The 12,475-nt window shown below is 43.3% G+C and carries 13 protein-coding genes; 2 read left to right on the top strand and 11 right to left on the bottom strand.

Annotated features, from left to right (window positions below; genetic code table 11):
* Positions 1-20: 20 nt before the first annotated feature.
* From NQ095_RS18685 to NQ095_RS18670, 5 genes are all read right to left on the bottom strand, one after another.
* Positions 21-722 (bottom strand): ComFC family protein, encoded by a 702-nt coding sequence (locus tag NQ095_RS18685; protein WP_258264945.1) that lies wholly within the window; start codon positions 720-722, stop codon positions 21-23.
* Positions 712-1,842 carry an ATP-dependent helicase ComFA gene (locus tag NQ095_RS18680; RefSeq protein WP_309137670.1) on the bottom strand — a complete coding sequence of 377 codons (1,131 nt, stop codon included), beginning with the start codon at positions 1,840-1,842 and terminating at the stop codon, positions 712-714. Before NQ095_RS18680 ends, NQ095_RS18685 begins: the two co-directional genes overlap by 11 nt.
* Complete coding sequence (locus NQ095_RS22525) at positions 1,839-1,976, bottom strand: hypothetical protein (RefSeq protein ID WP_309137669.1); 138 nt, start codon at positions 1,974-1,976, stop codon at positions 1,839-1,841. Before NQ095_RS22525 ends, NQ095_RS18680 begins: the two co-directional genes overlap by 4 nt.
* A gap of 406 nt (positions 1,977-2,382) precedes the next feature.
* Positions 2,383-3,234, bottom strand: a complete 852-nt coding sequence (locus NQ095_RS18675; RefSeq protein ID WP_258264943.1) for a DegV family protein — start codon at positions 3,232-3,234, stop codon at positions 2,383-2,385.
* Positions 3,235-3,447: 213 nt separating this feature from the next.
* A complete protein-coding gene (locus NQ095_RS18670) occupies positions 3,448-4,350 on the bottom strand; it encodes a DMT family transporter (protein ID WP_258264942.1) in 903 nt (300 codons plus the stop codon).
* A gap of 250 nt (positions 4,351-4,600) precedes the next feature.
* On the opposite strand from NQ095_RS18670, the gene NQ095_RS18665 reads away from it, so the two are divergent.
* On the top strand, positions 4,601-6,661 hold the full coding sequence (locus NQ095_RS18665) for a bifunctional 2',3'-cyclic-nucleotide 2'-phosphodiesterase/3'-nucleotidase (protein WP_375162862.1): 2,061 nt from the start codon (positions 4,601-4,603) through the stop codon (positions 6,659-6,661).
* Positions 6,662-6,854: 193 nt separating this feature from the next.
* The gene (gene murB, locus NQ095_RS18660) at positions 6,855-7,775 is read left to right on the top strand and encodes a UDP-N-acetylmuramate dehydrogenase (RefSeq protein WP_258264941.1); all 921 of its coding nucleotides are present in this window, start codon (positions 6,855-6,857) and stop codon (positions 7,773-7,775) included.
* Positions 7,776-7,880: 105 nt separating this feature from the next.
* On the opposite strand, the gene NQ095_RS18655 is transcribed toward murB, so the two are convergent.
* The 6 genes from NQ095_RS18655 to gloA2 all read right to left on the bottom strand — a co-directional run bounded on the left by NQ095_RS18655 (position 7,881) and on the right by gloA2 (position 12,424).
* A complete protein-coding gene (locus NQ095_RS18655) occupies positions 7,881-8,009 on the bottom strand; it encodes a hypothetical protein (protein ID WP_258264940.1) in 129 nt (42 codons plus the stop codon).
* 98 nt (positions 8,010-8,107) lie between these two features.
* Positions 8,108-8,569, bottom strand: coding sequence for a hypothetical protein (locus NQ095_RS18650; RefSeq protein WP_258264939.1), 462 nt, complete (start codon positions 8,567-8,569; stop codon positions 8,108-8,110).
* Positions 8,570-8,703: 134 nt separating this feature from the next.
* A complete protein-coding gene (locus NQ095_RS18645) occupies positions 8,704-9,597 on the bottom strand; it encodes a helix-turn-helix domain-containing protein (protein ID WP_258264938.1) in 894 nt (297 codons plus the stop codon).
* Positions 9,598-9,772: 175 nt separating this feature from the next.
* Positions 9,773-10,690, bottom strand: a complete 918-nt coding sequence (locus NQ095_RS18640) for a helix-turn-helix transcriptional regulator (protein WP_258264937.1) — start codon at positions 10,688-10,690, stop codon at positions 9,773-9,775.
* A 51-nt stretch (positions 10,691-10,741) separates the two neighbouring features.
* Positions 10,742-11,629: a helix-turn-helix domain-containing protein gene (locus NQ095_RS18635; protein WP_258264936.1), complete on the bottom strand. Its 888-nt coding sequence runs from the start codon at positions 11,627-11,629 to the stop codon at positions 10,742-10,744.
* A 405-nt stretch (positions 11,630-12,034) separates the two neighbouring features.
* A complete protein-coding gene (gene gloA2 / locus NQ095_RS18630; protein ID WP_258264935.1) occupies positions 12,035-12,424 on the bottom strand; it encodes an SMU1112c/YaeR family gloxylase I-like metalloprotein in 390 nt (129 codons plus the stop codon).
* Positions 12,425-12,475: the final 51 nt, after the last annotated feature.

Below are 12,475 nucleotides of genomic sequence, written 5' to 3'. Positions count from 1 at the left end.
CGGCAGGAAAGGGGTTTGCTTTAACCCCTGGCGAGAGTTAAGGATGATACCTCTTCAGCGCCAGCCTCTTTCAGTAACTTCGCCGCCTGCCTCAACGTCGTCCCCGTCGTATAAATATCATCAAACAGCAGAATCGACTTGCCCTTCACATCACACTCTCTTAACTGAAAAACCTGCACCTGGCGAAGACGCTCAGCGCGAGTCTTCTTCGACTGCTTCTCAGAATGCAAACGCGTGAGGATATGTGAGGGACGGACCTCTGATTCTTCCAACATTGCCGTAGATTGATTGAATCCTCTCTCATAGAGGCGTTCTTCGCTGAGTGGGATGGGGATGATATGGTCATATGCCATTTTTGCAAGATAGGATTTAATCGTATGGGAGAAGGCTTTGGCCAACGCGTAATCCCCCCGGTATTTGTATCTGGCCAAGTACGCTTTCAAAAAATCATTATAGTGATACAATGAATCGTTTTTATGGAGAATCCCCTTCCACTCCGGATCCTGGTCCCACCGATTGCAGTCCAGACAGACATCTTCTTTTACGAGATTGGAAGGCAATGACTCCAATGAACGGGAACACCCCCTGCATCGCTCCCCTTCAATCTTCTTCAACTGCTTCTCGCATTCCTGACACAGAAATTGAGGATCCCTGTAAAATAACCCTCTCCACGACCATTCTTCTACCACTTCGCTACTACAATTCAAACAGTTAGTGACCATGAATCAATCCCCTTTTACCGGCTTCTTTGTTCATATGGTCGATATGAAGCAGCGCTTTGATCATTTCCCTCGTGCGGCCGTAATGGAAAAAGACGATATCCCCTGTTGGATAGTCAGCGCTCCTCCCCACCCTGCCGGCGATCTGAACGAGTGCACTTTCGGTGAAAATCTTTTCTTCGGCTCCAAGGATAGCGACATCAATATTCGGGATAGTCACTCCCCGTTCTAAAATGGTTGTCGTAAGTAAAATCGGAATTTCACCCTGTCTCATCTTCATTACTTTTTCTTTTCGTTTGGGATCCTCAGCATGAACCGATTCAATAAGGGGATTCATTTCTTGGAATAAAGGCAGGGCTTTTTCCATAAGAGCGACAGTGGGAAAGAAAATCAGGGCTTGTTTCGATTGATTGAGTCTTAATGAGGTCCATTTTTTCAATGCAGGGGGAATACGATTTTTCTTGAGGGGTTTTTTCCAGAGGCCGCCCCAGACAAACCTGGGAAGTGGGATCGGATGACGGTGGAAACGGGCCGGGATTTGGATAAAGTTTCTTTTTCCCCGGGCACATTCCTGTTGCGTTTTACCGTCCGGGGTTGCCGTCAAGTAAATGATGGACGAGTGGGGCTTTCGGGCTTTCTCTACGGCCCCCTGCAGAGAGGAATCGTAGGAATACGGGAACGCGTCGACTTCGTCTATGATCATGACATCGAAGGCTTCTTTGTACCTGTAAAGTTGATGGGTAGTAGATAAAACAAGTTGGCCATAGCTGTGCCGTTCATCTGAGCCCCCGTATAAGGTGGTGACCTGTGTTTCCGGAAACACTTTTTTAAGGCGGGGAGACAGTTCCAGGATGACATCGGTACGGGGTGCGGCAATGCAGACGCGCTTGTTTTGCCGAAGAGCTTCGTATATTCCTTCAAAAAGCACCTCGGTCTTGCCGGCTCCACATACAGCCCATACGAGGAGGTCGGTGTGAACTTGAATGGCAGATATCATTTGTTCCGAGGCAGCCTTTTGCGCTTCTGAAAGGGTACCGGACCAGTCAAACGTTACTAGTGGAGACTGCGGTCCAGGACCATTCCACCTTAGGAGCGGCGTGCACTCAGACACCCTTCCCATCATGATGCAGTTCCGGCAATAGGTGCATCCGGTGTGGCATCTGGAGCAATGGAAAGCTGCCAATAGCTGGGGTTTGTTATTTCCACACCGATGACATCGACACTCTTCCACTCCTTTTTCATAGGAAACATAGCCATTCACATAGTGCTCATGGAGGGTATGAATTGAAAATGGAATCTCGTCTACTAATAAAGATCTTCCACTTAGATAGGATTGCAGCTCTGGTGAAAATTGAAAGGATGGATTAATTGGTTGAGGTGGATTGGTAGTGAATTCTGAGATTTTTTGGAGAAGGGGGTGTGGCTCTTTTACAAGGGGCTCAGGGATTAACGTGTGATCCATTAAAGCAAAACGCAACTGCATCACTCCTTATGTTGGATAGTATTGTATTCTACACTTGAGGTTGAAAATCCTCCCATGAAAAATGGTGCCAGGCACGAAACGATCGTTTTGTGCCTGGCACCATTAGAGAGTGTAGGAGTGTACCTGGTACATATTGGCCTTATTGTACCAGGTACAAATCAGCAGTCAAGAAACAATCCCCTACCGGCTCATCTTCCTCGCCCAGCCGATTCCCATCGAACCCTCACCTAAATGAGTCCCGATGACAGGACCGAAGTAACTCACATTGAATTCCACGTTCGGATATTTCTCTTGAAGCTCTTTCTTCCACTCAATCGCTTCATCTTCCCGATTGGCATGAATGATGGAAGCTTGATAGGCTTCATCGGACTTCACGGCTTCTTCGAGGATCCCTTCCACACGCTTCAACGCTTTCTTTTTCGTGCGGATTTTTTCAAACGGAACGATCACTTTGTCCACGAAGTGCAGCAGCGGCTTTACCTGTAACAGGCTCCCGATGATGGCCTGTGCTTGAGAAAGCCTTCCGCCGCGCTGTAGGTGTGCCAGGTCATCGACCATGAAGTACGCTTGTACCGATTCTTTCATTTCATCCAATAACCCAACGATTTCTTCTGCTGATTTCCCTTCACGGGCAAGCTTGGCCCCTTCGATGGCGTAAAAACCTTGGATCATACAGCTGATTTCAGAGTCATAGGGGTATACCTTAATGCTCTCGACCATTTCACCTGCCTGCACGGCACCTTGATAGGTCCCGCTGATTCCACTGGACAGGTGGATGGAAATGACGGCATCGTATTCCTCGGAAAGTTTCTCGAATAGCTCGACGAATTTTCCGACCGGGGGCTGTGAAGTGGTGGGTAGCTTGTGCTGGATGCTGACTTCTTCGTAAAATTCACTTGCCGTAATATCAACTTCTTCTTGATAGGTTTCTCCTCCGAAAATGACGCTGAGAGGAATCATATGTATGTTGAGCTGATCACGCAATTCTTTCGGGATGTAGGCGGTACTATCCGTTACAATTGCCGTTTTCATATAGAATTACCATCCTTATGTTTTATTTTTAATAGCATGTGCTATGCGTTAGTCTACCTTATGTATCTTACTCATTTTATATGAAAATAAGTTGGTTTGCATTAGTTTCCGGGGAGTTTCGGTTCCCGGAAACTAAACAAACGTTTGACTGGTACGCTCCCCCCTTGTGGTACAAGGGATTCAACATACTAATCAAACGTTTGTTTAAAGGTCTTACCTCGTCCCTGCCGGCAGGGACGTGATGATTTTCTTCGATTTTCTGGACGATAGGAATACCCCTGCGAATATGATCAGCAAGCCTAAAATAAGGTTGTGGGTCACCGGCTCCCTTAGGAGCACGAATCCCCAGATCATCGCCGTACCCGGAATCAGGTACGTCACGGTCGAAGCAAACTCGGGGCTTCCATTGGTCATGATGTAGAAATACAGAAGCGTCGCCACACCTGACCCGAGGCAACCCAGTCCTAAAATACCGAGGATGACCTCACCTGATGCTAAATCACTGACAGAGATGGGATCCGTAACCATCATGCCGACAAACCCGACCGCGGCCCCGATCAGCAGCTGGAACGTAGAGATGACGACTACACTCGTTCCTGCCAGGTATTTTTTCGTGAACTGGGAAGCAAAGGCATAGCTCATCGTCGCGAGCACCATCGTCCCCACCCCTACAAAATCAGACGTGAAGATACCGCTCACCTCAAAGTTCATCAGCACGAGAATGCCGATGAATCCGACCGCGATCCCAATCCATTGAAATCCCGTCAATACAACAGAGAAGAATAAAAATCCAACCAACCCTGTCCAAATCGGAGTGGTCGCGTTCAGGATGGAAGCGGTATTGCTGTTGATCTGCGTTTCACTTAAGGCGATCAGAGTCCAAGGAAGGGCAGCATTTCCGATTCCCACAACGAGGAGTTTCCATAAAGGAAGTGGTTTCTTCCCTTCCTTTTTCCTCTGAATGAAGAAGATCGGAAGAAGAACGAGGGCCCCTGCCAGGCATCGTAAAAACACCGTCCCCCACACTCCTGCCGGTTCCACTAACCATTTTATAAAGACGAAAGACATGCCCCAGATCAGGCTTAAGCCGATTAGCGCCGTGTATAATCGTGCCAAATCGCACCCTCCTCTCTTTTGTATCAGAAAAGTATATTTTAGTAGATGAATAGATGTTATAGCATATTTTTATATGTTCTATCCTATCTTATTACCCCTCAAAAATAAACCAACAATTTACGCACGACCAGGCTTTTACAAAACTTTTATATTTTTCAAATAAATCATACTTTTACACCATTTTTATTTCATGTTGATATGCTAGCATGTAATTGTTTGACAATTAACTACATAAATAGGAGCGATTCATTTGAAAAAAACATCCAATAAGAAAAAAGTCATTGCCGGCAGTGCTTTGGCTCTTGGTCTTCTGATTCCTCAAGCCACTCCTTCGATTACATATGCTGACGTCATGGATAAAGATATTGTGAAGCTTCGTATACTTGAAACAACCGACATCCACGTTAACCTCGCAAACTATGATTACTATCAGGATACAGTGACAGACAAATACGGACTCGCCAAAACGGCTACCCTGATTAAACAGGCACGGGCTGAATCGCAGAACTCATTATTGTTCGATAACGGAGATTTGATCCAGGGAAATCCACTTGGAGATTATGTAGCGAAAGAAGACCCGCTTCAAGATGGGGAAATCCACCCTGTCTACAAAGCGATGAATCTGTTGGATTATGATGCCGGTAACGTCGGGAATCATGAGTTCAACTACGGTCTTGATTTCCTCGGTACATCATTAAAAGGTTCAAACTTTCCATATGTGAACGCCAATGTGTACGTAGATGATAAAGACGGGAATCCCGACAATGACAAGAACTATTTTAAGCCGTATGAAATCCTTGATCGCACCGTGGTCGATGAAGACGGTGAAGAGCATGCAATCAAAGTCGGAGTCATCGGTTTCGTCCCTCCACAGATCATGCAGTGGGATAAAGGGAACCTTGAAGGAAAAGTCGTTGCAAAAGACATTATTGAGACTGCGAACAAATTCGTCCCTCAGATGAAGGCGGACGGTGCTGATGTCATTGTCGCGATCCCTCACTCCGGTATCGGTAACGTCACCCAGGAAGGCATGGAGGAGAACGCAACGTATGACCTTTCTAAAGTAGATGGAATCAACGCGATCTTGTTTGGCCATTCACACGGGGTCTTCCCTTCTGATTCGTATAGCGGGATTGAAGGGGTGGACGTCAAGAAAGGTACGATCAATGGTGTCGGATCGGTTATGCCTGGTTCCTGGGGAGATCACCTCGGACTCGTTGACCTAGAACTTGAATTAATAGACGGGAAATGGGATGTCGCGAATACACAGGCTTCCACCCGCTCTATCCTGAATCCGGACGGAACACCTGCTGTTGAGGCAGACCAAAGCATCCTCGACGCAGTGAAAGAGGAGCACGAGGCGACCATTGAATGGGTCCGCAGTGCCGTCGGGGAAACAACTTCTCCAATCAATAGTTATTTCGCTCTTGTAAGTGATGATCCGTCCGTTCAAATCGTGACAAACGCACAGAAATGGTATATTGAAAAGTACATCAAAGGGACAGAGTATGATGGCATCCCGGTTCTATCTGCAGGTGCCCCGTTCAAAGCAGGTACACGGGCGAATCCTGATTATTATACAGACATCCCTGCGGGTGAAATCGCCATCAAGAACGTATCTGACCTGTACCTCTATCCAAACACCCTTCAGGCCGTGCTGCTTACAGGTGCTGACGTGAAAGAGTGGCTTGAGATGTCTGCGGGTCAATTCAATCAAATCGATCCTTCTAAATCAGAAGAACAAAATCTTGTGAACGGTGACTACCGCTCCTATAACTTTGATGTCATTGACGGGGTCACCTATGAAATCGATGTAACCAAGCCTTCAAAATACGATGCTGAAGGTGTTTTGGTAAACAAAGATTCAAGCCGTATCAAGAATCTGAAATTTAATGGAAAAGCCATCGATCCGAACCAGAAATTCATCGTAGCAACCAATAACTATCGCGCAAGCGGGAATTTCCCAGGAGTAAAGAACTCAGAAATCATCGTTCAATCACCGGATGAGAATCGTAATGTGATTATTGATTACATCATGGAGAAAAAGACCATCGATCCGGAAGCGGATGGGAACTGGTCCTTTACCCCTGTAAAAGGTAATACGAATATCGTTTTCGAAACGTCTATGAAAGCCCAGAATTACATCAAGAATGCCAGAAAGTATAAGTTCCTTGGAGAGCAGGACAGCGGGTTTGGCAAGTATTCAATCAAACTAAAAGAAAGCGATGGAACGAATCCCGGACAGGAAAAGAAAGAAAACCGTGGCTTCATCATAAACCTCATCCGATGGCTAAGCACTTTCATTTCATAAAAAAATCGTAATTACTAGGAACTTCCAATTAGGGGGTTCTTTTTCTTATTTATGGAGTGGGATCTTCCTCCAATAGACTGATATTACCCACTCCCAACTGAAACCATTTAACTTTCATGGGTTTTCGTCATATAATGGTGGGGTAGGCTTGAATAGTGAAGAGATGAAAATTACTTTATAGGACTGATATAGAATGTACAATAAAGAAAAAGTGTTTGAAGAATTAACGAAGGTCATGCACTCGGACAATATTAAGCGTGACGAATTGTTACGGGATCATTTGTATACGAAGCTCGGTGGAAGAGCAGACTTCTTCCTTACCCCGACCACATATGAAGAAGTTCAAAACATCGTGAAGCTTTCGAATAAAGTCGATGTGCCTTTTACGCTACTCGGAAACGGCTCGAATTTGATCGTGAAAGATGGTGGAATTCGCGGCATCGTCCTTCACTTAAAGAACTTTAAGGACATTAAAGCAACCGATCAGCTGATAGTCGCTCAAAGTGGGGCAGCCATCATCGATGTGTCGAGACGCGCTTTAGCCGAGAAGCTATCGGGACTTGAGTTTGCGTGCGGTATTCCTGGTACGGTAGGCGGCGCCCTGTTCATGAACGCAGGGGCGTACGGTGGGGAGATCAAGGATGTCCTTGATTACTGTCATGTCGTCGATCGTGACGGCAACCTTGTGAAACGGACGGCGGCAGAACTTGAGCTTGATTACCGTCACAGTAATATCTCTGAAAAAGGGGACATCGTCCTGGAGGCGACGTTCAGTCTGCAGCCTGGGGTTTATGAGGACATCAAAGCCATCATGGACGATTTAACGGACAAACGGGAATCCAAGCAGCCACTTGAGTATCCATCATGTGGAAGTGTCTTTAAGCGTCCTCCTGGATATTTCGCGGGTAAATTGATTCAGGACAGCGAGCTTCAAGGTACAAACTTCGGCGGTGCAGAAGTATCCACCAAACATGCCGGCTTCATTGTGAATAAAGACAATGCAACAGCAACTGATTATATTTCGCTGATTGAACATGTTCAAAAGACGGTGAAAGAAAAGTTTGATGTAGAGCTTGAACGGGAAGTCCGTATCATCGGGGAAGACCTGGATTAATGAAGAGTCGGGAATCAGTGGATTTCCGACTTTTTTACATGTAAACATAAAAAAACAGCCTAAACGAATTTAGACTGAGCAGGAGACTCTTTTTCAAAAGAACCATCAGCTATTCTTTTTAGCAACAGGGGCGGGCTTGGTTCTGCGATATTCCCTCAGTCTTGTAATCTGGGATTGAGATACTTTCGCATCCAGTTCATAGGCTTCACGAGCCTTAAAATAGAGCAGTGACACAGCTAATGCCCTCCTTTGTAAATAATTAGTTTCTTATTACCCGGACCACACGGGATAAAACCAATTACGTTAAAAAAATTGCATTTTCATTTCTCACCTTAGAAATTATAATTCCACAGGATCCTCCATTCATCTTCTTCTATCGCTACATAACACGTTTGAGTGATCATCAGCTCTCCGAATTGGCTATCAAAAGACATGTTCACTTCCGCTTTCCTGACATTTTTGAACTGAAGCCCTTCGTCATTAAACGTAAACTCCTTCACCTTTTCTATGCTGCCTACTTCTACATCGAACTCATCTACCCCCATATGCCCCATGAATACATGATTCTTCGTTTGGATATAGGAGGATTTGGGAAACTTGTTTTTCATCTCCGAGTGAAATAACTCCCACGCATTGCCGAAGTCACCATCTTTTTCAAAGTCATAAAACTCCTCGATCACTTCTTCAGGTGTATCAGGTTCCTGGCTTTTTCCGATAAAGGTGAACAGAGCCACCAACAGGATGATTACCCCGACTGCACCGATTATCAGAGGAACCGGGCTTTTCCTTCTCATACATCCACCCCCCTCACCTACAGTTCATCTTATGAGGGACATGCAAGATGTATGAAAAATAAAAGAGCTTCTCGAACTATTCATGGTGTCATGAAGCGCCAATGAGGATTCACAAAAGAGGGTACACACCCATTTCATAAGATTCCCAATTTACGAGAGATGTCTTCCCGCTTTTTTTGAAGGTAGTGGTGGTACCGGTCATCTTCGTACATGTCAAATATTAAAATGGATTTCTCTATGAATGATAAGGCTTTTTCTAGTTCTCCCTCTAGTTCATAATTGTATCCAGTATGATAATAAAGCTCGCCCAAACCAAATAAATGTTCCTCTTCCAGACACCATTTGATTGCCTGATCACAGTAGGAATTGGACTCTTTGTACTTTCCTAATCTGGTTAAAGTTCTGGCAATATTATAGAGCAATCTCGTTTTAATCGACTTATCATGAAGTTGTGTACTTGATTGTAAGGCAGATCTAACTTCCTCATATAACGTTAAAGACTCCTCTAGATTTCCTTGTCCATATTCAAAAACCCCTAAGGTCATATGTATTTCGATTTCTCGTTCTGTCATGGCCCGCTTTTTATTTGTAGTTAATGAAAGTGCTTCTTGCAAAAGAGCCAGCCCTTTCTGCTGGTCTTTTTCTATTTCAAATAGATAAATACTTTTATGCCAATAAAGCAATTGGAGATTGGTTTTATTTTTAGAAAAGAGGGGATTTTTCTCTTCTGCCCTTACCATTTCAATCATTTCATCGTACATTAACCTCACTCTGTAATGTCTCAATTGATGCTCGACTTCTTTCACATAGTCTAATCGTGGTGTTGTTCCGATTTCAAAGAAGTAGTTGACGTCCACCCCAAGTTTTTCGGAAATTTGATAAAGAGCAGTAGCACTTGGGTAAATGTCCCCTTTTTCTATGCGGCTGACTAACGCCTGCGTACAAATTCCTTCCGCTAGATCCCCTTGCGTTAACCCAACGACCTTTCGCAACTCCTTTATCTTTTTACCAATGATTGAGTAATCCAAAACCCCACCTCCTTAAAATATTAATATCTTTATATTTCCAATGAAAACATGCCATTTTTGCAGAGAAATCAGATCCTAGTTAGCCTCAATAGCCGAGAACACGACTACATACATTTCTTCCTTATGATTTAATAAACCTAACGACAAATTACAATACCTTTTGATAGTACTTCTCCTAGAGGGAAGTGCTCTCTTTTTGTGAAGATATCTTTCCTGATTCATTCCTAAGTTGGTCTATTTTCCTTCTGATAAACCGCACAAATTCTAAATTGTTTTGAATTTCAAAAAAAGCGGCAGCCTTTTTATAATAAGGAAAAGCTTTTTCATATTCACCTTGAAGCTCAAGGTTATATCCTAAATGATAATGGAGTTGAGCAAACCCATACATATGCTCTTCTTTAATGATCCACTTGATTGCCTTTTTACAATATTGAATGGATTCCTGATAATCTCCAAGCCTTGTGTAAACTCTTGCCATGTTGTACAGGAGCCTCGTTTTGATCGATTTATCCTGCAACCATTCTGCATTAGATACTGCTGCCTTCACTTCAGAATAGTGACAGAGTGACTTTTGATAATTTTCATTACTGAAATGAAAAGCCCCGAGGGTGAGAAGGATTTCCATTTCTCTTTCTGACAACACTTTTTTACTATCAGCAGTCAGGTGAAATGCCTTGTGTAAAAGGTCAAAAGCAGTATCCTGATCTTTTACAACTTCAAATTGATAGATCCCCTTATGCCAACAAAGAAGTTGCGCATTTACGTTGTCTTTGAATAATGGATTATCCTCTTCGTTTTTGACCATTTCCATCATTTCGATATATTGATGATTAATCCGCAATTTACGAAGTTGTCTTTCCACTTCTTGAATGTAATCGAGACGGGGAGTCATTCCGATTTCAAAGAAATAGTTCACATCCACTCCAAGTTTCTTGGAAATCTGATAGAGAGTAGTAGCATTGGGATATATATCTCCCTTTTCCATTCTACTAATCAAAGCCTGAGTACAGATTCCATCAGCTAATTCACCTTGAGTAATATCTACCACCTGACGTAATTCCTTTATCTTATTACCAATGATGGAATAATTCACGCCTCCGCCCCCCTCTTTATTAAGGAATACGATTCTGTCCGATTATTTGTTTCAATATATTTTTGCTTTAAGTTCTTCTATCTTCCCTTCGATAAAAGTAGCTAACGTTGTATTATATTGAATGTCAAACAACATAGCAGCCTTAACGAGGTAAGGTAGAGCCTCCCCGTACTTCTCTTCCAGTTCCAGGTTATATCCGATATGATAATTCAATTGAGCGAAGCCATATAAATTCTCTTCTTCTATGATCCAGCGAATGCCTTCTTCACAATACTTGGTGGATTCGTGATACTTTCCAAGTCTCGTCAGTACCCTGGCGATATTATACAACAGTCTGGTTTTGATGGACTTATCGCTAAGTTGGTCATTGTAAGTCAAAGCGGCATTGACGTCTTCGTAAATTTCTAACGCCCGTTCATGGTTGCGTCGGCTGAATTCCAGGATTCCCATACTGATCAAAATATTCATTTCACGCTCCGACATGGCCTTTTTCTTGTTAAAGGTCAGTGAGAGTGCCCTCTCTAATACGATCAGAGCTTCGTCTTTATTTTTTTCGACCTCATTCACATAGATTCCTCTATGCCAATAAAGAAGTTGAAGGTTGGTTTCATCCTTTAGAAATAGAGGGTTCTTTTCTTCGGTTTTGACAATCTCAAGGATTTCATCATATTTCAATTTCACTCTCAGCTTCTTTAGTTGTCGCTCAACCTCTCTCACATAATCCAGCCGGGGAGTCAACCCAATCTCAAAAAAGTAGTTCACATCGACGCCGAGCTTTCTTGAAATTTGATAGAGAGACGTTGCGCTCGGATATATATCCCCCTTCTCTATCCGGCTGATCAGAGCTTGGGTACATATTCCCTCTGCCAATTCTCCCTGAGTCAAACCGACGACTTTCCTTAATTCCTTTATCTTTTTCCCAATAACTGAATAGTCCATAAGTCCACCTCCTAAAAAATATTAATATTTTAATATTTTATCAGAAAACAGGCAATTTTTTTAGGATTATCGACATACATTCATTCTCAGAAACATATGCCGCCAATACATGCATTTTGAATCTATGTTTTAATAGTCTTAACGACAAATTACAATACCTTTTGATGGCACTTCTCCTCGTGGGAAGTGCTCTTTTTTTCCATAACCTCAAATATTAATATCTTTATATTTGTGTATAAAACAACTGAAATCCCTAGAAACCCCTCTGTTTTCCAATGATAATCGTGCTATATCCCCAATCCTTCAAAACTCGATTTATGTTTAAATGAATCTAACGACAAATTACAATACCTTTGGACAGCACTTCTCTCAATGGGAAGTGCTCTTTTTTTGAGGGACGGACCTCTAGCTGATTTCATATAGCTCCAACGGCAGTCCATCCGGATCTTCGAAAAACGTGAATGGTTTATGAGTATAGGGATCTATCCTTATTTCTTCGGTTTCAATCCCCTTTTGATTTAACTCCTTTACGGATTCCTCTATATCCTCCACTTCAAAGGCTAGATGGCGCAGCCCTCGTGCTTCCGGATAACTCGGACGTGCCGGGGCTTCAGGGAATGAGAAGAGTTCGATGATATACTCTCCGTTTAACATAAGGTCGAGTTTATAAGAATCCCTTTCTTCCCTGTATATTTCCTGCTTTATATCGAACCCGAGTTTGTTGACGTAAAAGTCTTTAGATTTTGTGTAATTCGAGCAAATGATGGCAATGTGGTGGATTTTTTTGAATTTCATGCTGGACCTCTCCCTTTGTAGATATAAAAAAGAAGCAGCCAAAAGACTGCC

Origin of the sequence: Rossellomorea sp. SC111, from assembly GCF_024733565.1 — a bacterium.
Taxonomy (GTDB): Bacteria; Bacillota; Bacilli; order Bacillales; family Bacillaceae_B; genus Rossellomorea.
Note: the sequence above shows the minus strand (reverse complement) of the source record. Positions and strands in the feature narration are given on the sequence as shown.